This is a genomic window from Blastocatellia bacterium, assembly GCA_035275065.1.
Taxonomy (GTDB): Bacteria; Acidobacteriota; Blastocatellia; order UBA7656; family UBA7656; genus DATENM01.
Genome location: DATENM010000087.1, coordinates 53,793 through 76,417 on the forward strand (window position 1 = coordinate 53,793; position 22,625 = coordinate 76,417).

Annotated in this window: 18 protein-coding genes; 16 read left to right on the forward strand and 2 right to left on the reverse strand. The window is 61.3% G+C overall.

The window, feature by feature from the left end; all coding sequences use genetic code 11:
• The first annotated feature begins 48 nt into the window (after nt 1-48).
• The 16 genes from VJ464_20275 (at nt 49) to VJ464_20350 (ending at nt 19,171) form a co-directional block, all read left to right on the forward strand.
• Nucleotides 49-687, forward strand: coding sequence for a Uma2 family endonuclease (locus VJ464_20275; protein ID HKQ07472.1), 639 nt, complete (start codon nt 49-51; stop codon nt 685-687).
• A gap of 56 nt (nt 688-743) precedes the next feature.
• On the forward strand, nt 744-1,919 hold the full coding sequence (tgt, locus tag VJ464_20280; GenBank protein ID HKQ07473.1) for a tRNA guanosine(34) transglycosylase Tgt: 1,176 nt from the start codon (nt 744-746) through the stop codon (nt 1,917-1,919).
• Between the two features lie 74 nt (nt 1,920-1,993).
• Nucleotides 1,994-2,359 carry a preprotein translocase subunit YajC gene (gene yajC / locus VJ464_20285; GenBank protein ID HKQ07474.1) on the forward strand — a complete coding sequence of 122 codons (366 nt, stop codon included), beginning with the start codon at nt 1,994-1,996 and terminating at the stop codon, nt 2,357-2,359.
• Nucleotides 2,360-2,388: 29 nt separating this feature from the next.
• Nucleotides 2,389-4,029 (forward strand): protein translocase subunit SecD, encoded by a 1,641-nt coding sequence (gene secD, locus VJ464_20290; protein ID HKQ07475.1) that lies wholly within the window; start codon nt 2,389-2,391, stop codon nt 4,027-4,029.
• A 96-nt stretch (nt 4,030-4,125) separates the two neighbouring features.
• The gene (secF, locus tag VJ464_20295; protein ID HKQ07476.1) at nt 4,126-5,607 is read left to right on the forward strand and encodes a protein translocase subunit SecF; all 1,482 of its coding nucleotides are present in this window, start codon (nt 4,126-4,128) and stop codon (nt 5,605-5,607) included.
• A gap of 392 nt (nt 5,608-5,999) precedes the next feature.
• On the forward strand, nt 6,000-7,070 hold the full coding sequence (locus VJ464_20300; GenBank protein ID HKQ07477.1) for an energy transducer TonB: 1,071 nt from the start codon (nt 6,000-6,002) through the stop codon (nt 7,068-7,070).
• Between the two features lie 90 nt (nt 7,071-7,160).
• Nucleotides 7,161-7,928, forward strand: coding sequence for a MotA/TolQ/ExbB proton channel family protein (locus VJ464_20305; protein HKQ07478.1), 768 nt, complete (start codon nt 7,161-7,163; stop codon nt 7,926-7,928).
• Between the two features lie 14 nt (nt 7,929-7,942).
• Nucleotides 7,943-8,410, forward strand: coding sequence for a biopolymer transporter ExbD (locus VJ464_20310; protein ID HKQ07479.1), 468 nt, complete (start codon nt 7,943-7,945; stop codon nt 8,408-8,410).
• A gap of 146 nt (nt 8,411-8,556) precedes the next feature.
• Entirely contained in the window at nt 8,557-9,033 is a 477-nt protein-coding gene (locus VJ464_20315; GenBank protein HKQ07480.1) for a biopolymer transporter ExbD, read from the forward strand.
• A gap of 22 nt (nt 9,034-9,055) precedes the next feature.
• Nucleotides 9,056-9,892, forward strand: coding sequence for a hypothetical protein (locus VJ464_20320; protein ID HKQ07481.1), 837 nt, complete (start codon nt 9,056-9,058; stop codon nt 9,890-9,892).
• Nucleotides 9,893-10,073: 181 nt separating this feature from the next.
• Nucleotides 10,074-12,257, forward strand: coding sequence for a bifunctional (p)ppGpp synthetase/guanosine-3',5'-bis(diphosphate) 3'-pyrophosphohydrolase (locus VJ464_20325; protein ID HKQ07482.1), 2,184 nt, complete (start codon nt 10,074-10,076; stop codon nt 12,255-12,257).
• A gap of 122 nt (nt 12,258-12,379) precedes the next feature.
• A complete protein-coding gene (locus VJ464_20330; GenBank protein HKQ07483.1) occupies nt 12,380-13,465 on the forward strand; it encodes an acyltransferase in 1,086 nt (361 codons plus the stop codon).
• A 97-nt stretch (nt 13,466-13,562) separates the two neighbouring features.
• Nucleotides 13,563-14,846, forward strand: a complete 1,284-nt coding sequence (gene glyA, locus VJ464_20335) for a serine hydroxymethyltransferase (protein HKQ07484.1) — start codon at nt 13,563-13,565, stop codon at nt 14,844-14,846.
• 35 nt (nt 14,847-14,881) lie between these two features.
• Nucleotides 14,882-15,442 carry a Uma2 family endonuclease gene (locus VJ464_20340; GenBank protein HKQ07485.1) on the forward strand — a complete coding sequence of 187 codons (561 nt, stop codon included), beginning with the start codon at nt 14,882-14,884 and terminating at the stop codon, nt 15,440-15,442.
• Between the two features lie 72 nt (nt 15,443-15,514).
• Nucleotides 15,515-17,509: an ATP-dependent DNA helicase gene (locus VJ464_20345; GenBank protein HKQ07486.1), complete on the forward strand. Its 1,995-nt coding sequence runs from the start codon at nt 15,515-15,517 to the stop codon at nt 17,507-17,509.
• Between the two features lie 303 nt (nt 17,510-17,812).
• The gene (locus VJ464_20350) at nt 17,813-19,171 is read left to right on the forward strand and encodes a hypothetical protein (GenBank protein ID HKQ07487.1); all 1,359 of its coding nucleotides are present in this window, start codon (nt 17,813-17,815) and stop codon (nt 19,169-19,171) included.
• A 29-nt stretch (nt 19,172-19,200) separates the two neighbouring features.
• On the opposite strand, the gene VJ464_20355 is transcribed toward VJ464_20350, so the two are convergent.
• Together VJ464_20355 and VJ464_20360 are read right to left on the reverse strand one after the other, a co-directional pair.
• Nucleotides 19,201-21,627: an ABC transporter permease gene (locus tag VJ464_20355; protein ID HKQ07488.1), complete on the reverse strand. Its 2,427-nt coding sequence runs from the start codon at nt 21,625-21,627 to the stop codon at nt 19,201-19,203.
• Between the two features lie 89 nt (nt 21,628-21,716).
• The gene (locus tag VJ464_20360; protein HKQ07489.1) at nt 21,717-22,592 is read right to left on the reverse strand and encodes an AraC family transcriptional regulator; all 876 of its coding nucleotides are present in this window, start codon (nt 22,590-22,592) and stop codon (nt 21,717-21,719) included.
• Between the last annotated feature and the right edge of the window lie 33 nt (nt 22,593-22,625).

The window sequence follows — 22,625 nt, forward strand, 5'->3', positions numbered from 1 at the left end:
TGGGGCTATAATCCGTGCAGCTATCTTGTGCTGGGGAGGTGAACGCCGATGAGCTGGCCGAAAGCCGAAACGCTTTTCACCGAAGTCGAGTACATGGCGTTGGAGCGCGCGTCCGAGGAGCGGCACGAATTTCTCGACGGGCTGATCTACCTGATGGCCGGCGAAAGCCCGGCACACGGAACGATCTGCACCAATCTTGTTATCATCGTTGGCAGCCAGTTGAAAGGGACACATTGCCAGGCATGGTCGAAAGATACCAAAGTGCGTAGCGGCCCGCTTCCAGTAACTCGTTATTCGATGGAAGGGCTGTTTTCCTATCCTGACCTGCTCGTGGTCTGCGGCACGCCGGTCTATCTTGACGAATACCAGCACGTGGTACTCAATCCGCGAGTCATCGTCGAAGTCCTGTCGCCAATGACCGGAGCCTTTGATCGCGGCGTGAAGTTCCTGCGCTATCTTACCTACCTTGAATCACTGATCGATTACCTCACCGTCGCTCAGGATAAGCCCCGGATTGAACATCACAGCCGCCAGCCCAATGGCGAGTGGGCAGTCGAGTCTTTTACTGATCTGGACGACACCGTGACGCTCACTTCGATTGGCTGCACACTCAACCTGCGCGACGTGTACGACCGCATCGAGTTCCCTTCCCCCGAAGACGAACAGCCCGCCCCGCCCGCCAACTGAGTGCCTCTTGCCTTGCGAGCCATCAGGGAGAACGGGCAACATAAACGTTTCACCTTATGGCTGAACAATTCTCATTCGAGGTCACCGCATCCGACAGCGCCACCGGGGCGCGCGCCGGGCGCATCACGACGGCGCATGGAATAATTGACACGCCGGTCTTCATGCCGGTCGGCACGCAAGGCAGCGTCAAGGCGTTGACCCAGCAAATGCTCGAAGACGCCGGCGCGCAGATCATCCTCGGCAATACCTACCACCTTTACTTAAGGCCCGGCCATCTCCTGATCAATCAACTCGGCGGCCTGCACCGCTTCATCTCCTGGGAGCGCGCCATCCTTACCGACAGCGGCGGCTTTCAAGTCTTCAGCCTCACAGACCTGCGTCGCATGAATGAAGACGGCGTCGAGTTCCAATCGCATATTGACGGCGCGCGCCATTTCCTGTCGCCCGAACGCTCGATGGAAATCCAGGCGGCGCTCGGCTCGGACATCGTCATGTGCTTCGACGAATGCACGCCCTACCCGGCGACGGTCGCCGAAGCGCGCGCCTCGCTCGAAATTACCGGGCGCTGGGCGCGGCGCTCGAAACAACGGCTCACCGAATTGCACAGCGACCCGCGCGAAGCCGGGCGCGTCGGGCTGAAGATCGTCAACCCGGCGCAGGCGCTCTTCGGCATCAATCAAGGAAGCGTCTACCTCGACCTGCGCGAGCGCAGCCTCGAAGGATTGCTTGAGGTGGGCTTTGACGGCTATGCCATCGGCGGCTTGTCGGTCGGCGAAGAGAAAGCGGCGATGAGGGAAGTCGTAGCAGGGATCGCGCCGCGCATGCCCGCCGACAAGCCGCGCTACCTGATGGGGGTCGGCACCCCCGAAGACATCGTCAGCGCGGTCGCCTGCGGCGTTGACATGTTCGATTGCGTCATGCCGACGCGCAACGCTCGCAACGGCCAGCTCTTTACCGGCCAGGGGCGCGTCAACGTCAAGAACGCGCGCTATAAAGATGACCCGCGCCCGCCCGACGAGATATGTCGCTGTCCGGTCTGCGCGCGTTATTCGCGGGCCTATCTGCGGCATCTGTATATGAGCGGCGAGATTCTTTATTCGACGCTCAGTTCGTTGCACAACGTCTGCTTCTACCTTGACACCATGGCGCGAATCAGGCAAGCTATCACGCTTGGCACTTTTAACGAGTTTCAACATTCTTTTCTAGAAGACCTGGCACGCGGACAGGACTGATCCTTACCACGAAGGATTTCGGTTCGCAGCCCCCGCGAGCGGAACCTCCCACTAGAAGTGCCGGACGAAAATCAATGAACATGACAACCGCTCTCGCTTATCCGCTTTTTCTTTTGCAGGGTCAACCCGGCGGCGGCAACATCCTCATGCTCCTGGCGCCATGGGTAGCGATCTTCGGCATCTTCTATTTCCTGATCATCCGCCCGCAGCAGCGCCGCCAGAAGCAGCAACAGCTGGAACGCGATCAACTGCTCAAGGCGCTCAAGCCGGGCGACAAGGTGATTACCAGCGGCGGCATCTACGGCACCATCGTCCAGGTCAAAGAGAAAGACGACACCGTGCAGCTGCGCGTCGCGCAGTCGGTGTCGATTGAAATTCTGCGCAGCTCGATTGCCGGGCTGCAATCCGCAGACGTCAAAGACGTCGAAGCCGCCAAGTGAGCGTAATCAATTTATAGGGCAACGCTGTTATGGGTAAAAATATACGCAATCGCATGCTCATCATCCTGCTGGTCACGCTGGCCGGGCTAGCGGTGATCTTCAAGCCGCACCATAAGCTGACCGTACAGGATTTCACTAGCTGGTCGCAGATCAAGCAGAACCTCGGCGAGAACATTCACCTCGGCCTCGACCTCAAGGGCGGCAGCCATCTCGTCATGCAGGTGCAGGTTGACGATGTCATCAACAAGATGACGCAGCGCAACGTCGAAGCCGCCAAGACGCGCTTGCAGCAGAAAAACCTGCCGTTTACAGACATCAAGGCGCAGGGCATCAATCAGGTCGTCGTCACCGTCCCCGACAGCTCCCGCAACGGCGACATCGTTCGCGAGATTGAAAGCGATTACGGCCAGGGCTGGACAGTGAGCGACCGCGGCAGCACAATCACCGCGACGCTCGACGAAGGCTTTGCCAACCAGTTGCGCGACCGCGCCACCGATCAGGCCAAGCAGATCATTGAAAACCGCGTCAACGCTTTCGGCGTCACCGAGCCGGTCGTCGTCCGTCAGGGTGGCGAAGGCACATACCAGATTCTCATCCAGATGCCTGGCATTGACGACACCGAGCGCGTCAAGAACACGCTCAACGCCGACTCGAATCTTGAGCTGCGGCTTGAGGCCAAGAACACCGCGGTCTATCCGACGAAAGACGCCGCCGAGCAGGCCGTCAAAGGCTTGCCGAATTCCGACCAGTACGAGGTCTTCGCCTATCGCGAGCGCACCGCCGAAGGCAGCAGCGGCGCCGAGCAGTGGGTGATCCTTGAAAAGAACATGGTCGTCAGCGGCCTGGACATGCGCGACGCCAGCGCCCGCCAGTCGGCCACCGGCAGCTCGAATTACGAGATCAGTTTTTCGCTGACGCCGAGCGGCGCGACCCGTTTTGCCGAGGTCACCGGCAAGAACATCGGCGAGTTCCTCTGCATCGTGCTGAACAACGAGGTCAAATCGCGCGCCACCATTCAAGGGCAGATTCACGATCAGGGACAGATCACCGGCGCATTCACCAAGCGGCAGGCCGAAGACCTGGCGTTGATTCTGCGCTCCGGTGCGCTGCCGGCGAAGGCGGTCTACCTTGAAGAGCGCACGGTCGGCCCTTCGTTAGGCGCAGACTCCATCCGCCAGGGCGTCACGGCATCTATCGCCGGGCTGCTTGCGGTCATCGCCTTCATGCTCTTCTACTATCGCGGCTCGGGCATCAACGCGGTGCTGGCGCTGATTCTGAACTTGATTCTGCTGCTGGCGGCGCTGGTCATCTTCGGCGCGACGCTGACGCTGCCCGGCATCGCCGGCGTGATTCTGACCATCGGCATGGCCGTTGACTCGAACGTGCTGATCTTCGAGCGCATCCGCGAAGAAATGCGCAACGGCAAGGTGGTCGCCTCGGCGGTCAAGGAAGGTTTCGGCAAAGCCTTCTTGACGATCATTGACACGCACGTGACGACGGTCGTTTCGGCCATCTTCCTGTTCGTCTTCGGCACCGGCCCGATCCGCGGCTTTGCGGCTACCCTGGTCGCCGGCCTTGTGGCGAACCTGTTCACGGCGGTCTTCGTTTCGCGCACCATCTTCATGTGGCATTTGAACCGCAAGGCGCGCGTGGAATCTTTGAGCATCTAGGGATCAGGGACCAGGGGCTAGGGACTAGGGGCCGGCGGAAACTTCCGGCCTCTAGCTCCTAGTCCCCGGTCCTCCGTCCCTCTTTTCAGAGGCATTATGGTTGAGATATTTCATAACCCGAAAATTAACTGGATCAAGGCAAAGCGGACATTCATCGGTATCACCATTTTCTTGATGCTGCTGGGGGCCGTTTCAGTTCAACTGCGCGGCTTCAACGCCGGCGTAGACTTCACCGGCGGCACGCTGATGACCGTGCGCTTCACCGAAAACCCGAGCCTCGACCGCGTCCGCGGCGCGCTCGGCAAGGTCGGCATCCCGACGGATAAGGTGACCTTGCAGCCGGTGGTCTCGCGCCCGAACGAATTGATCATCCATGCGCCGCAGCTTGAGCAGGGCAGCGAATCCGAGCGCCGCGTTGACGAAGACAAGCGGCGGATCATTCGCGGCTTGCAGAGCCTGAGCCCTGCGGGCGATGTCGCCGCGGGCCGCGTCAATATCAATTCGATTGACGCCGCAGGCGTCGAAGCCGAGCTGCGCCAGGCCGACCCGTTCAGCATCAATCAACAGGTCTTTGCGACCGCCCACCCGTACCGCCAGGTCGGTGACCAGATCATCGCCTTCCGCGACGGGCAGAACCACGGCTTCATCACCGACATCAACGCCATCCAGGGATTGACGCTCACGGCCAGCAACTATGATCAGTTCGACCAGAACCGCATCAAGCAGTTGATCCTCGACCGCTTCTACGCCGGCAAGATCGATTTGAACCTCGCCGGCACCTCGGAGATCGAGGACGCGCTGTCGCGCATCAACCCGCTCGGCACCGGCCCGGGTGACGAGACCTACAAGAACGCCGCCAAGGCGATTGCCGACTATCGCAAGAACAGCAACGGCGTCATCAACGACCTCGGCCAGGTGCCGAACCTGCCGGGCGACCTGGCGCAGAAGATGCAGCCGACCTTTATGGAAGGCTCGTTTGCGGTCATCTCGGCAGACGTCGTCGGCGCGGTGGTCGGCTCGGACCTGCGCAACCGCGCCATCTATGTGACGCTGGCGGCGCTCGCCGGCATGCTGGTCTACATCGCCTTCCGCTTCGAGTGGATTTACGGCGTCGCGGCGGTGCTGGCGGTCTTCCACGACGTCATGATCACGCTCGGCATCTTCAGCCTCTTCCAGTGGGAGATCAACCTGACGGTGATCGCGGCGCTGCTCACGCTGGTCGGCTACTCGATGAACGACACGATTGTCATCTTTGACCGAATACGAGAAAACCTGCGCTTCCGCCGGCGCGATAGCCTGGCGCAGGTGGCCAACGATTCGATCAACCAAACGTTGTCGCGGACGGTCATCACCTCGGGATTGACATTCATTTCGGTGGTTGCGATTGTATTATTTGGCGGCGAAGTGCTGCGCGGCTTCGCACTCGCTTTAACGATTGGCATCATCATCGGCACGTACTCTTCAATCGCCGTCGCCAGCCCGATGATGTTATGGTGGAATTACTGGACCAGCAAAAAGCCGAGCAAGACGCCGCCGCCCAATGCGCGCACCGGCGAGCGCGTGCTCGCGAAAGTCTAAGGCGCGCGGCTGGCGAATCGTCGAACTCATTCGCCAGCCGCGCCCGGCGCGTGACGCCTTCGGGCGCTGAAGTGACGCCCGGGTTTCCGACCTCACGAGCTGCAATGGCGAGGGATGGGAACAAACTCCGTGTGGGCGGTGTCTAAGTCGCCAGGGAATTCAAAATTCCTTGACGAGACGGGAAGGCGAGTAGTAGACTCAGCCGGTCTTCAGCCTGTACCTTATCAGCAAGATATCCGGGGAATAGACGGCTTCAAGTCTGAATTGCTTTACCCGTTTCGCTCTGAGACGGCAACAACTCCATATCAGTTCGCTTCATCGCTCAGATGACGACCGGGCAGGCTGCCGGAGCGGCCTCTCAGACCGACCGAAGAACTATCGGAGGTAATCAGATGTCCGAGCAAGTCCAGTTAGTGCTCTCCCTGCTGCGCGAGATGTTAATCCTGGCGGTGCTGGCCGCGCCGCTGGCGGCGATTCCGGCCCTTCTCGCCAAGAAAAAAGGGCGCAGTGCTACGCTGTGGTTCCTCTACGGCCTCTTCGCCTTCTTCTACGCCTTCGTCTGTTTCGATGTCTGGTGGTACACGGGTCAGAGCATGCTGGGGGTGTTGCTGATCGGCATCGTGCTCGCCATCCTGCCCATCGCGCACGCATGGTTTGCGCTGCCGGCGGCGGTCGCGACCGAGCAGGATCACGACCTGATGTTCGGCAAGATGGTGACCTCCAACGCGCAGACCGTCGGCGATGACCGGGTGATCTACTTCTACGACACGATGGGCGTCTGGTTGACCGTGGCTTTCTTGATCGTCGCGGTCACCGGTGTGTTGCTCGTCAACTCGCGCATGAACGACACGGGCGAGAACATCACCCTGGTAGCGGCGCCGCCGCCGCCGCCTGCCGCCGCGCCACCCGCGCCGCCGCCGAAGGTGACCAAGCCCGTCGAGGTGCCGCAGTTCGCTTCCGTCAAGGAAGCGCCGAAAGAGATCAAGACGGTCGTCGAGAAGCGACCGCCAGTTCCTGTGCAGACCTTTGAGGCCGCGCCGGGCGGCGTTCCCGGAGGTGTTCCGGGCGGCGTTCCCGGTGGCGTTCCCGGAGGCATTCCCGGTGGCGCACCCGTAGACGCGCCGCCGCCGCCGCCGCCGCCGCCAGCGCCTAAAGAGGAGCCGAAGCCCGAGCCGCCGAAGATTATTCGCAAGTCGGGCGGCGTCCTGCAAGGCTCGGCGACTCGTCGCGTTGAGCCGTCTTACCCGCCACTGGCGAAGACGGCGCGCGTCAGCGGCGCTGTCGTTGTCGAAGTCACGGTGGACGAATCCGGCAACGTCATCTCGGCGCGCGCCATTTCGGGCCACCCGCTGCTCAAGCCGGCTGCCGAAGCGGCGGCGCGCGGCTGGAAGTTCACGCCGACCCAGTTGAGCGGCGTACCCGTGAAAGTCATCGGCACGATCACCTTCAACTTCAACCTGTGATCGTGCGGCAGAATGGCCTTTGAGGCCGGGCTCATCAGAGCCCGGCCTCGCAATCAAAGCATCAAATTTGAATTCGGAGGGTTTCTACCAATGCTACTTCTTCAGAACATCTGGTTGGCGGGCAACAAGCTCGCATTCTTCATGCTCCAGGCCGCGGATGCCACCAAGTCGGATCAGCCGGCGACGGAAGACTTCTCGCTCTGGGGCATGATTCAAAAGATGAAATGGCCGGCGCTGGTCGTCGCCATCGTGCTGGCGATCATGAGCATGTACTCAATCGCCGTGATGGTCGAGCGCTGGCTGACGTTCAACGCCGCCCGCAACCAGTCGCGTCAGTTTGCCCCGAAAGTTGCAGCCGCACTGCGCGACAACCGCATCGATGAAGCGATTGCCATCTCCGACCGCCACAAGAAATCGCACCTGGCGATGGTCGTCAACGCCGGCCTTCAGGAGTTTCAGGCACACCAGACCGGCGCCGACATTCCCGGTACGACGATGGATGCCGCCCGCCGCGCCTTGCAGCGCGCCACCGCCCTGAAGACCGCCGAATTGAAGCGCGGCTTGTCGGGCCTGGCGACGATTGGTTCGACGGCGCCGTTCGTCGGACTGCTCGGCACGGTCATCGGCATCATCTCGGCCTTCCAGGGCATGAAGGCGGCAGAAGGCACCGGCATCTCGGCGGTCGCCGGCGGCATTTCCGAGGCGCTGATTGAAACGGCCTTCGGTCTGCTGGTGGCGATTCCGGCGGTGTGGGCCTTCAACATCTTCACCAACAAGGTCGAAGCCTTCACCATCGAGATGGACAACTCCAGCTCGGAGCTGATCGATTACTTCATCAAGCGCCGCGAGCTTAAGTAACAAGAGGTGACATTATGGGAATGGCAGTAGGCAGCGGCGAAGGCGGGCTGGTCTCTGACATCAACGTCACGCCGATGGTCGACGTCATGTTGGTGTTGCTGATCATCTTCATGGTCATCGCCCCGATGTTGCAGAGCGGCGTCAGCGTCGCCTTACCGAAATCGAAGAACCCCGAAGCCGACCCGAACATCATCAAGGAGACTTCGGCGGTCATCGCGGTGCCGACCGACACGGAGGTCTACTTCGGGCGCGACAAGGTGAACAAAGAAGACCTGCCGAACATCCTCAAGGACAAGCTCAAAGAGAAGTTCAAGGATAAGCCGCCCAACGAGCAGATCGTCTACATCAAGAGCAGCACGGGGGTGAAGTACGAAACCGTCGTCAGCGTCATTGATGCGGTGCGCGAAGCCGGCTATGACAAGATCGGCCTCGTCGCTGAAAAAGACAAGGCCAAGACCGGCGCCGGCGGCGGCGGCACTTAATCGGCGTCCGCGCGGAAGTGGCATTGGACGCGTCAGGGTAGAATCGCGGGCGCAGGGGGCTTAAGCCCTTGCGCCCGCGCCACAGAGATTTTTCATTAAGGAGGGCGTTGCCGGCGGCCACCGCCTACCGGCAGCTTGAAATCATTATGGCACATGGAGAACCAAGCGAATCCGATGGCGTGCCCCACAGAAAACTGGGGCTGGCGCCGCCCAACATCAACGTCACGCCGTTGATTGACGTTCTGCTCGTGCTGCTGATCATCTTCATGGTGATCCAGCCGCACAGGGAATCGAAGTTCGAGTCGCAGATTCCTGAAAAGCCGAAAGACACGCAGCAGAACACGCCGCCCAACGAGACCTTGCTTGTCGTCGAAGTCATGCGCGAAGGCGGCGGCCTCGACCAGCAGGTCAAGCTCAACAACCGCCCGATGCCGGTGACCGACCTGGAGACGACGCTCAAGGGGATCATCGAACAGCGCGCCCAGAATAACCCGGAGGCCGACAAGACCGTCTTCATCAAAGCGCCCAAGGACAAGCTCTACGGCGACATCGTTGCCGTCATTGACGCGGTCAAAGGCGCGGGCGCTCAGCCCATCGGCCTGCAAATCGACTTTCTACAGTAGCAAGGCATAGGAGGACTATCCCGTGAACCGAAAACGCAACATGGCGCTGCTGCTGGCGCTCGCGGCGCTCGTCGTGGCCACCCAGGGGTGCGGCGTCATCAACAAGCTGCGCGCCAAGAATTCGCTCAACGAGGGCGTCCGCGAGTTCAACAAAGGCAAGTACGAAGCCGCCGAAGCGAAATTCAAAGAAGCGGTTGATCTCAGCCCCGATCTGGCGAACGCCAAGCTCTTCCACGCCCAGACCATCTATCAGCTCTACGATCAGCAGCGCACCCAGGAGTCGGCGGAGCGGGCGCTTAAGGGTTACCAGGACATCATCGACACCAGCAAGGACAACCCGCAGTTGGTTGACCGGGCGCTCGCCTTCCAGGCCGACATCTACGACAAGCTGACAAAGTCCGCCGAAGAGAAAGGCGACGAGGGCAAGGCGCAGGCCGCAGAGTATCGTAAGAAATACCACGAAACCCTTGAATCGCGCGCCGCGCTGCCGGCGGCAACGGACGAGACCAAGGCTGCCGTCTTTTACAGCATCGGCCAGAGCTACTGGAGCGACTCGTTCAAGATCAGCCGCTCATATGTTGATTACAAGGGCGACTTAAAACAACCGATCCCGCCGGACAAGGCGGCGCAGATGCGCCCGTCCATCGAAAAGGCGCTGGAGTACCTGAACAAGGCGCTCGAATACAATCCCAATTACGCCGATGTCTGGACGATTAAGAAGCTGTCGCTGATGCAGAAGAAATTCATCACCACCGACACGGCACAACAGCAGGCGCTCCAGAAAGATATTGACGCCGCTGACAAGAAGGCGAAAGAGCTGTACGAGAAACGCAAAGCGGACGCCGCGCAAGCCGGCTAATCGCCTGCGCGCTGCCCTCCTGTGCTAAGATTAAAGGTGGCCGCCTTCCCGGAGGCGGCCACCTTTTTAATTTTCAAGCGTGTTGTTATGCTTTCAACGAACGGCTCTCTTTGCTTGCCGTTGTCGTGGACAAAGGCAGACAAAGAGAGCCGCACGCGCATCCAATCGGCAGTGAACAGCCATGATTCGCTTCGAGAGCATCGTCGAAAAAGTACGCGAAAACCACCCCGGCGCCGATGAAGAACTGCTGCGCCGCGCTTACCTGTTCTCTGCCCGCCAGCACCGCGGCCAGATTCGCAAGTCGGGCGAGCCGTACCTCGTCCACCCGCTCGAAGTCGCCAACATCCTCGCCGAATTGAAGCTCGACCCGGTCTGCGTCGCCACAGGGCTGCTGCACGACACGGTCGAAGATACCGAGACGACGATTCATGACATCGAGGAATACTTCGGGGCCGAAATCGCTCACCTCGTAGACGGGCTGACAAAGATCAGCAAGCTCGACCATGCTTCGTCCGAAGAGCGCCAGGCGCTCAACATGCGCAAGATGCTGCTGGCGATGGTTGACGACGTGCGCGTCGTTCTGGTCAAACTCGCCGACCGCCTGCACAACATGCGCACGCTCGAATACATGCACGGCGAGTCGCGCCGCCGGATCGCGCAAGAGACGCTCGACGTCTACGCGCCCATCGCTCACCGGCTCGGCATGAGCCGCGTGCGCGGCGAGTTGGAAGACCTGGCGTTCCAATACCTTGAGCCCGAGGAATACCAGAAGCTCAAAGAGTCGGTCGAAAGCCGGCGGGCGCGACTTGAAAAATTCCTCGAAGAGGTCAAATCGCGCATCCGCCAGTTGACCGACGAGTCGGGCGTCCATATCGTGATGATCGATGGCCGGCTCAAGCGTCTCTTCTCGATCCACCAGAAGCTCAAGCGTCAGCACATCACCATCGATCAGGTGTACGACCTGGTCGCCATCCGCATCATCACCGAGTCTGTGAAGGATTGCTACGCGGCGCTCGGCGTCATCCACGCCGCGTGGAAGCCGATCCCGACGCGCTTCAAGGATTGGATCGCCATCCCGCGCGAGAACTTCTACCAGTCGTTGCATACCTCTGTAGTCGGCGAAGGCGGCCAGCCCTTCGAGGTGCAAATCCGCACACTCGAAATGCACCAGATCGCCGAAGAAGGCATCGCCGCGCACTGGAAGTACAAAGAAGGCCGGCGCGGCACGCACACCGACGAGGATGAAGCCTTCGTCTGGCTCAAGCGGCTGATCGAGTGGCAGCAGGAAGTCAAAGACTCGCGCGAATTCCTTGATTCGCTCAAGCTCGACCTTTACCCGAACGAGGTCTACTGCTTCACGCCGAAAGGCAAGGTGATCGAGCTGCCGCGCGGCGCGACGCCCATTGACTTCGCTTTCCAGATTCACACGCAGGTCGGGCTGACGACCAACGGCGCGAAGGTCAACGGACGCATCGTGCCGCTCAGATACCAGTTGCGCAACGGCGATGTCATCGAGATCATGACCTCGCCAAACTCGCACCCGTCGCACGACTGGATGAACTTCGTCAAAACGTCGCGGGCGCGCTCGAAGATTCGCCATTACCTGGCCGAATCCGAGCGCTCGACGGCAATCGATCTGGGCAAGAAGCTCTTTGAAAAAGAGGCCGACCGTTATCGCCTGAGCTTGAAAAAGATGCTCTCGAATGGCGACCTCGACCGCATCGCGCCCGATTATGGCGTGGCGCGCGCCGAAGACCTGCTGGCGTCAATCGGCTACGGCAAGACGCTGCCGCGCAACATCATCGCCAAGCTTCTGCCGCCCGAGCGCGTCACCGAGTTGGAGCAGGAGAAGCGGCCCACGCTCAAGCAGGTGGTCAAGCGCGCCCTCGGCCTGGAAGACCGCATCGTCGTCAAAGGCGTGGACGATCTGGTGGTCTACCGCGCGCGCTGCTGCAACCCGATTCGCGGCGAAGAGATCATCGGCTACATCACGCGCGGCAAAGGCGTCGCGGTGCATTCGACGCGCTGCCCGAACATGCCGAGCCTGATGGTCAACCCCGAGCGCATCATCGAAGTCGAGTGGATGAAGTCAGACGGCGCCAACCCTTCGGCCTATTCAATCACCATCAAGCTGGTCACCGAAGACCGTCCGGGCATGGTCGCCAACGTGACGCAGGCCATCGCCGGGATCGGCACGAATTTGCGCGACATTCACGCGTCGGTGGACAACGAAGGGCGCGGCCAGCTATTGCTGACCATCGAAGTCTTCGACCTCAAACATCTGGAAAAGACCCTGAACGCGCTGAAAACCGTTCGCGGCGTGATCGACATGGAACGCACGTCGAGCGAGATGCGGCAAGAATAACGGCTTGGCCTTTTGCGGTTTGCGAATGCGCGCAACCTGGGAGCGCGGGCGCCCCGCCCGCCGCTTCGCGCATGCGCAAGACCAGCGGGCAAGCGGCCCGCGCTCCCAGGCTTTTAACCCTCATGGAACAGGCGCGCACGAATTATCTTCCGACGCTCGATGGCTGGCGAACCATCGCCGTGCTGATGGTCATTGGCTATCACGGCACGTCACCAGAGGCGCCGTGGTTCACCGTCTTCAATTATGGCCATCACGGGGTCAACATCTTCTTCGGCATCAGCGGCTTTTTAATCTGCTCACGATTGCTTGATGAAGAAGCACGCTTCGGGCGCATCAGCCTGAAGCGCTTTTATCTGCGCCGCGCCTTTCGCATTCTGCCGCCGGCCTTTCTCTACATCCTCTTCATCAACCTGATGGCGGCGCTTTCCTATATGACGCCGCCGTCGTCGCTCGAATCCTTCGCCTCGTGCTTCTTCTTCCGCAATTTCCTGCCGCCGGGGGTTAGCACGTCATACACGGGGCATTACTGGTCGCTGGCGGTCGAAGAGCATTTCTACTTATTGTGGCCGGCCTTCCTGCTCCTCGTCAGGTCAAAGCGCGCCCTGTGGCTGACGCCGCTCATCGCTCTGGGCTTTCAAGCGTGGCGCGACATTGACTTCGCTTATGGCCTGACGCACCCGGAAGGGCTGGTGGTTTTTCAGCGCACAGACCGCTGCATGGACGGCCTGATTTGGGGCTGTGCCCTGGCGTTATTGATTCATCAGCCGGGCTGGCGCGAGCGCCTGCGGCGGCTGACCGTCATGCCTGTATGGCTCGTCTGCTTTGCGGCGCTCATGGCGTACTGGACGATTCCTCTTCCCTACGCCGTCGTCGCCGAATCCATGCTGATTCCGCTGGTGCTGATCGGCACAGTGCTGCACCCACAGACGCCCATCGGTCGCTTGCTTGAATCGAAGCCGATGGCCTGGTTCGGTCGCCTCTCTTACAGCATCTACATCTGGCAATCGGCGCTGTTCGTCGGGCGCTATCAGGAGCCCGCGGATTTTCAGGTCTGGCCGAGCAGCGCCATCAGCCTGCTCGCCATCGCCATGATGAGTTACTACTTCATCGAAAAGCCGATCCTCGCCTTCGGCCATCGCCTGACGCGCCGCGAGCCGCCGGTCGCCCTGGTCACTCCGCCTGAGCAGCGGGCGGCGGGCGCCGGCTGACAAGCGTCCGGCGTTTTGCTAGACTCGAATCAGTGAGCGTCAACCATCTGCAAGGCGCGCACGCTCGGCTAATTCATCCGCAGAGAGGATGCCACAGATGACCGATATGATGAACCGCCCGCTCGCCGAAGCTGACCCGGAAATCGCCGCCGTGATCGCCGACGAAGAAACCCGCCTGGCTTATAACCTTGAGATGATCGCCTCGGAAAACTTCGTCTCCGAAGCGGTGCTTGAAGCGCAAGGGTCTGTGCTGACGAACAAGTACGCCGAAGGCTATCCGGCGAAGCGTTACTATGGCGGATGTGAATTCGTTGACGTGGCCGAGAATCTCGCCCGCGAGCGCGCCAAACAAATCTTCGGCTGCGAGCATGTCAACGTACAGCCGCACTCAGGGTCGCAAGCCAACATGGCGGTCTATCTGGCGGCGCTCAGCTATGGCGACACGGTGCTGGGGATGAACCTGGCGCACGGCGGCCACCTGACGCACGGCCACCCGCTCAACTTTTCGGGCCGCAGTTATCAGATCGTCCCCTACGGCGTCCGCCAGGACAGCGAGCAGATCGATTACGACGAGCTGGAACGGCTGGCGCAAGAGCATAAGCCGAAGCTGATCCTCTGCGGCGCGTCGGCCTATTCGCGGGTCATCGATTTCGAGCGCATCGGGCGGATCGCCCGCGAAGTCGGCGCCTACTCGATGGCCGACATCGCGCACATCGCCGGCCTGATCGCCGCCGGATTGCACCCGAGCCCGGTCCCGCACATGGATTTCGTGACGACGACAACCCATAAGACGCTGCGCGGGCCGCGCGCCGGCATGATCATGTGCCGCGCCGACTTCCAGAAAGAGGTAGACCGCGCCGTCTTTCCGACGGTGCAGGGCGGCCCCTTGATGCACGTCGTCGCCGCCAAGGCGGTCTGCTTCAAAGAGGCTCTGGAGGCCGGTTTCAAGGATTATCAAGGGCAGGTCATTGCCAACGCCAAAGTCCTGGCCGACGAGCTGACCGCCGCCGGCTTCCGCATTGTTTCGGGCGGCACAGACAATCACCTGATGCTGGTTGACGTCTTTGTGCGCGGCCTGACCGGCGCGCAGGCCGAGCGTGCGCTTGAGCGCGCCGCCATCACCGTCAACAAGAACGCCATCCCGTTCGACACCCAGCCGCCGATGAAAGCCTCGGGCATTCGCATCGGCACCCCGGCGCTGACGACGCGCGGCATGAAAGAAGCCGAGATGCGCGAGATCGCCGGCCTGATTAGCGAAGTGCTGGCCGAGCCCGACAGCGAGTCCGTGCAACAGAGCGTGCGGGCGCGCGTCAAAACGCTCGCCGAGCGCTTCCCCATCTACGAGAAGCGCCTGGTGCGCAGCCGCGCGCAAACTCGATAAAGGCAGAACAAAGGTAATCCATCCGAGGAAAGGCGATGACCACAACACGCGAAGCCACCATTGAAGACCTCTACCACATTGAGGGCAAGGCCGAGATTGTCAACGGGGAGATTGTCGAGATGCCGCCAACTGGATACCTGCCCGGCTATGCTGCAAGTGAGATTCTTTTCAGCCTGAAGGTATTGGAGCGAGAGACCAGGAGCGGCCATGCCATCGGCGATGGCGTCGCCTTCCATGTCGATCTGCCGAACCGTAAGGCATTCAGCCCCGACGCGGCATGGCACATCGGCGAGCCGACCGGCATGAAGTTCCTGGAAGGCGCGCCGGTCTTCGCCGTCGAGGTGAGGAGCGAACACGACTACGGCCCGAAGGCCGAGCGCGCGATGGCTGAGAAGCGGCGCGATTACTTTGCCGCGGGGACACTGTGCGTCTGGGACGTCGATATGCAGAGCACCGACGTCATCAAAGCCTATCACGCCGGCGACCCGGACACGCCGATCATCTTCCGGCGCGGCGAGGTGGCAGATGCCGGCCTGGCCGTGCCCGGTTGGTCAATTGCGGTTGACGAGCTTTTCCCGAAAACCCCGAGGGGGTGATTCTGAGCCTAGCAACCGCGCCGGACAAGTATTTACTCATTTCGTTGATGCCAGAGTTGAGCCGTTTTTCTTATGGAAGAAGTCTTCGGCCCTGACGGTTTAATCGCCCGTTACCACCCGCAGTACGAGTATCGGCCCGGCCAGGTCGAGATGGCCGAAGCCGTCCACGCGACCCTCACACAGGGCGGCGTGGCGCTCATCGAGGCCGGCACCGGCACCGGCAAGACGCTCGCTTACCTGATCCCCGCGCTCGCCTCAGGCCATCGCGTCATCGTCGCGACCGCAACCAAAGCGCTCCAGGAACAGCTCTACAAAAAGGACATTCCCTTTCTTCAAGAAATCCTGCCGCGCAAGTTCGACGCCGTCTGCATGAAAGGCCGCGGCAATTACATCTGCCTGCACCGCTTGAAGAAGGCCGAAGAGATGCCCATCCTCGAAGGGCTCGAACAGATGGATGCCTTTGACGAGATTCGCCGCTGGGCCGGTGAGACAGAGACCGGCGACCGCGCCGAGCTGACCGATCTGCCGGAGGATTTGTCATTCTGGCCACAGATTGACGCGCGCGCCGACACCTGCCTCGGCCAGAAGTGCCCGGAGTTCGACAACTGCTTCATCACGCGCATGCGCCAGCAAGCACAGGAAGCCGACGTCGTTATCGTCAACCATCACCTCTTCTTTGCCGATCTGGCGCTGCGCGGCGGTGATTATGGCGCGGTGCTGCCCGACTATTCGACGGTCATCTTCGACGAAGCGCATGAGCTTGAAGATGTCGCGGCCGCTTATTTCGGCTCGACGGTTTCGACCTACCGCATCCTTGATCTGATACAGGATGCCGGCAGGCTTTCGATCACCGAGCCGGACGCTTCGGTCGAGTTGAGCAAAGCGCTGGCGCGGCTGGCGCAACGCGCCGATGCGTTCTGGCTGACCTTTCGCGGCGAAGAAGCGGGCGACGAGTGGTCATCGGCGTTCAAATCGCGAAACCGCGCGCGCGCGCCCGGCTTTCAGGACGGCCGCTACACGATTGGCGAATCGCACTTCGTGCGCTTCAACGAAGACGGCACCTATAACGCCACCGCCTCCGGCGAAGCCTACATCGCGCTGGCCAATGCCCTGGGCCGTTTGTCGGCAACGCTCAGCATGGTCAAGAACCCGCCGTCAGAGCTAGACAACATCCTGCGCCGCGCCGAAAGCATGAAGTTCGATCTCGAATTCATCGTCACCGGCGATCAGCCGAGCTTCGTCTACTGGTACGAGCGGCGCGGGCGCGGCATCTTTTTGAACGCCACGCCGATTGACGTATCGGGGATTCTCGAAGAGCGGCTGTTTGCGCGAGTTCATGGCGCGGTGCTGACTTCGGCGACGCTGGCAGCGGGCGGCAATTTCGATTTCATTCGCACACGGCTCGGCATTGCAGACGCGCGCCAGCAGATCATCGAATCGCATTTCGATTATCAGCACCAGGCGGTCTTGTACCTGCCGCCCGACATGCCTGACCCGCGCAGCCGCGACTTCCTCGACGCCTCGGTTGCCGAGATCACACAGATCATCGAAGCGACGCGCGGTCGCGCCTTCGTGCTATTTACGAGCACGGCGGCGATGCGCGAGACTTACGAGCGCGTGCGCGAGCAAGTGGATTATCCCATCTTCATTCAGGGGCAGGGGTCGAAGGCGGGCTTGCTCGACCGCTTCCGCAACACCGAAGGCGCAGTCTTGTTCGCGACCTCGTCCTTCTGGCAAGGCGTTGACGTGCAGGGCGATGCGCTGTCCTGCGTCATCATCGCCAAGCTGCCGTTCGCCGTGCCGAGCGACCCGGTAGTCGCGGCGCGGCAGAAATACATTGACGAGCAGGGCGGCAACTCGTTTTACGAATACTCGGTGCCGCAGGCGGCCATCACCTTGAAGCAGGGGCTGGGCCGCTTGATTCGCTCGGCGCGTGATCGCGGCGTGCTATCGATCCTCGACCCGCGGCTGCGCACCAAAGCCTATGGCCGCTACTTTCTCGCCAGCATCCCTCAGTGCCACACGACCTCGCGTCTCGAAGACGCCGCCGCCATCTTCATCGAATAGCCGTCCGCGCGGCGGCTGAAATATTTCCCCGGCAGTTGACATTACTAATGTGGGTCGGTCGCCAGAGCGCGCTTGCCCTGGTGTAACGAGTTTCATATAATGCGGCGGCTTTAATCAGCACCCGACATGGCTCTGTCAACGGCATGATTCATCCAACGACCGCACAGCGATGCGCCCGCAAGGCGTTCTTGCGGCAGTTCTGTCAACTTGGCATGGAAGGAGCGAACCGGCATGAAGAACAAATCGGCGCGGGCGATACGGACAGACAAGAGTTGGCTTACTCCCCTGTTATGCTTGATTCCAATGGCCGTGGTGCTGGCCGTGAGCTTTATCACGAGCCAGACCGTTCCCGCTTATCACGCCAAAGAGAAGATCGAACAGGCTTTACAGGCCCGTGACCTTCAGCCGAAAGAACCGAGCAACCCGCCGTCATCGGACACCTCGTTTGCAGAAGTGCGGCCAGAGACCGAGCGGGATTATCTCAACGAAAGAGAAAAAGTCTTGAGGGCCAGGCGCAAAGCTCTGGGCAGCATCGCGAACAGTAACGCGGCTCGCGACTATGCGGCGGAATTAAAGTTCCTCGAAGAGGAAAAGAAAGAAGAAGACTCGCGGCGGGCACTGACCAATAGGCTTTTCAACGATAACGCCGGGCGCATTCGCTGGGGCACCTTCACAATTGCTTATCTGGTCATTTGCGGCATCGCCATCTGCGGTGCGATATTCGCCATCATCAAGGTGGTTCAGGGCAAGCTGCGGGGGAGGGTGATCGCTATTGCCGTGTTCTTTAGTGTGGGCCTGGGCTTGCTGGCGCCCTGGTTCAGCAACTACTGGGTGTCGCCCGGCCTGGTGGGCTCGACAATAGGAAATGATTGGCCGCGGTTAATCGGCAGCCTTCCCCTTTACGAAATGTTGATTGTCGGGGTCGGTGTCCTGATGGCCATTGCCTGTGCAATCCTGACCTGGGGTTTGCCGTTTAAACGAACGGCAGCAACACCAACGCCTGCAACCGCAGCAACACCAACGCCTGCAACCGGAGAACAACCGAACTCGCTGCCACCGGCGAACGAGCCGCCACTGGCCCCGATAGTTGGCGCGCCGCCCGCGGCGCCGCCACCTGATGGAGCGAATGCCTCGGCGGCCAACCTGCCGGCCAACACGCCGGCCCTGGCACTGGTTATTCCGGCAGACACTAATCCGCCCGTTGATGAAGTGATGGAAGAGTTGAAAAAGCGTGGCCGAATGCTGCGCATCCTGCTTTACCTGGCGGCGGCAGTCCTGGTGGCCAGAGTCTTTCAGTCGAATGCGTTCGTCAGTTGGGCTCTATCGTATCTCGATCTCCAGGGGATCAACACCGCCTTTGACGGTTTTCTCCGCAGCGTCATCACACAGGAAAGCATTGGCTATACGGTCGTCCTCGCGGCCCTCTACCTGCCGGCTTTCCTGGTGCTGCGGGAAAGAGCCACGCAATACGTGGAGTCAACCATGACAACCGATCCCCAAAGCGGCAAGGAAGGCCCGACTGACCCGGCGTCTTTCCTGAAAGAGAATGGCCTGACGTTTTCGATCCGCGAGCAACTGCCGCGCATCATCACGATTCTGTCGCCTCTACTCGTAGGCCCGACCGCCGCCCTGCTCGGTAAACTCATCGGCGGGGCCGCGTGACCGGAGCGCATCACGCGGCCCCGCTCCGGTTATTCGCAGCGCAGCGCGACGATAGGATCAACCTGTGTCGCGCGCCGCGCCGGCAGATAACAGGCCAGCAGCGCGACCAGCAACAGCAGCAGCGTCAACAGCGCAAAGGTCAGCGGGTCGGTGGCACTGACGCCGAATAACAGGCTCGCCATCAATCGCGTCAGCGCCACCGCCGCCACCACGCCGATGCCGATGCCGATCAAGGTGAGCCGCATCCCCTGCGCGACGACCAGCCGCAGGATGTCGCGGCGTTCGGCGCCAATCGCCATGCGAACGCCGATCTCGCGCGTTCGCTGCGATACGACGTACGACAGCGCCGCGTAGATTCCGGTCACTGCCAGCAGCAACGACAGCACGCTGAAGATCGCCAGCAGCGACATCACAAACCGCGTGCGCCAGTCCAACCCGCCGACGATCTCTGCCAGCGAGCGCACCAGGTAGACCGGCATCGCCCGGTCTACGGCATGCACTTCGCGCTTCGCCGCTTCGACAAAAGCCATCGGGTCACCTGTCGTGCGCAATACATAAGCCATCGTCAGCGGCGCGACGTCCTGTTCGAGGGGCACATAGACGGTTGGCTGCGGGTCGGGCGGAAACTGATCCGTGCGCACGTCACCGACGATGCCGACGACCTGGCGGTACACATCGCCGCTGCCTTTGATCTTCAATCGCTTGCCGAGCGGGTCTTCTCCATTCCAAAGTGCTTGCGCCATGCGGGCGCTGATGACGACGACCGGCGGCGTCGCTCCGGTGTCGGCTTCCGTGAAGAGGCGACCGCGCAGCAGGCCGATGCGCATGGCGCTGAAATAATCGGGCGACGAATGAACGGCCGTGGCGCGAGGCTCTTTGCCGGGCTCCGGTTGCGGCTGCCCTTCTAATAAGACGGTCGTCGCGCCGAACTGTGGATAGAAGGGATGGAATTGTGTAGCGCCGACCGCTCCGACACCCGGCAGCGCCGCCAGCCGGTCGTTGATCTCTTTAAAAAATCGCTGCCGGCGGTCGCTCTCTTTGTACGGCGCGCCGCGCGTCGAGACCCGGAAGGTCAGGACGTTAGCCGGGTCGAATCCTTGATCGAGGCGTTGAAGGTTGCGAAAGCTTTGCACCATCAAGCCCGCGCCGATCAACAGCGCCAGCGACAATGCGGTTTCGGCAATCACCAGGAATCGTTGCAGGCGACGGCTGCCGGGGCTGCCGGTGGCGCGCGCCGTTCCCGTCAGCCCTTTGACCAGATTGACGCGCCGCGCATAGAGCGCCGGAATCAGTCCCAGCATGAGGCCGGGCAGCAGGGCAATCAGCAGCGTGAACAGCAAGACGTTGCGATCTACCTGGAAATCGAAGTGGGGAATGTTGAATCCTGTGGGAATTAGCCAGCCGACACTGTGCGTTCCCCATAGCGTCAGCAGCAACCCCGGCACCGCGCAGCAGGTCATCAGCAGCAAACTCTCGATGACCAATTGGCGCAGCAGACGGCTCGCGCCTGCGCCGAGCGCCCGGCGCAAAGCGAACTCGCGCTCGCGCACGACCGAGCGCGTCAACAGCAGGTGCGCGACGTTGCTCGAAGCAATCAGCAGCACGAACAAGACCGCGCCGAGCAGCAGCAGCACCGCCGGGCGTACGCCGCGCACGATATTCTCTTTGAGCGGCACGGCCAGCGCCGTGACGTTGCGGTTGGTGTCCGGGTATTGCTCTTTGAGCGCCGCCGACAAACGCGACAATTCCTGCTGCGCCTGATCGACCGACACGCCGGCGGCAAGGCGCGCGACCACGAAATGATCGTTGCCGCGCCGATCCAACCCGTTTTCAGGCAAGGCCAGTGGTATCCATGCTTGCGGGCGCTCGGTCAGTCCGAAGATCGGGTTGTCAAAATCCGCCGGCATGACGCCAACGATCTCGAAAGGCACGCCGTCCAGCTCCGTCGTTCGCCCGATCACCGCCCGGTCGCCGCCGAAGGCGCGCTGCCATAAGTCGTAGCTCAACAGCACGACGGCTCTGGCCCCGCGCCGGTCTTCTTCGGGCGTGAACTCGCGGCCCAGGATGGGGCGCACGCCGAGCGTTTCGAAGTATCCCGCCGACACCATCTGCATCAACGGCGTCTCGGCCTCGTCAAAACTCGTCAGCGTTTTCGAGATGCTGACTGCCGCGCCGATCTCTTCAAACGACCCGCTCATCCGCCGCCAGTCGGCGTAGTTGCCGGGGGCGCACGGACGCCACTGCGCAGGGTTGGCCGGATCAACCTGCCAGACCGCTACTAATCGATCCGGCTGGCCGAACGGCAACGGCTGAATCAATATGGCGTTGACGACGCTGAAGACGGTGCCGGCGACGCCGATGGCCAGGGCCATCGCCAGCACAGCCACCAGCGTCACTTCCAGATTGCGGCGCAACAGGCGCAGCCCGAAGCACAGGTCAGAGAGCCATCCAGTCATATCACTCTCCAGTCCTTGAAATGGGTGTGAGAAGCCAGGGCAAAGGTTCGGCCTTTGCCTGGTTGAGCCGCTAGCTTGATGGAGTGCAATCAGCCGAAGTGTAGCGCGCGACGGCGGGCGGGGTCTTGAACGTTCTTGCTACTCGCCTGATATTGGCCGGGCGGGACGCCGACCAGCCGCTTGAAGTGGCGCGTCAGGTGGCTCTGATCGGCGAAGCCTGTTTGCGAGGCGACCTGCGGCAGCGGCCAGCCTTGAAGGATGAGCAAGCGGGCGCGCAAGACGCGCAGCTGCGTCTGAAAGGCGTGCGGCGGCATGCCATATTGCTCGGAGAAGACACGGTTGAAGTGATAGGGACTGAGGGCAGCGACGGCGGCAAGCTGATCTAAGCTAATGTTCTCGGCATAATGCTCGGCGAGGTATTCGTAAGCGCGCCTGACCGCTTGCCGGTCCGCGGCGCAGCAGCGCGGCGCTGGCGAGTCATCGGCAAAGCGGGCGATCAATGCCGCCAGCAGATTCAATAGCAACGCTTGTCGTTCGAGGCTCGACGAAGGCTGTTCGAGCGCGAGGTGAAGCTCAAGGTATTGACGAATGATCGCGCTGTCGAAGATCACGGCGGTCGGAAAGAATGGCAGGCTCGCCGCATGGCCAAAGATTTCGTGAGCCGCTTCGCGCATCAGCTCGGCATCCACGAAGAGCGTGCGATAAGTGCAGCCCTTCTGGTCGTGTGCGCGGTTCGAGTGAACTTCGCCGGGGTGGACCATGAAGAGACTGGCGGACGGCGTCGGCAAGCGATTGCCGCGATAGTCGAGGTCGCCTGAGCCTGCTTGAATCAGACAGAACTGATAATCGTCGTGCCAGTGGCGCGGCACAGGGCGGGCCACCCCGAAGCCGCGCCTCAACTCAAGGCGGCTGAGATCGCGCGGTCGCCAGACTTCGATGCAGTCACGTGGCTCACTCTCTGCCATGCGTTAAGCGCCCACTGCCGCCGTGATGGGTGC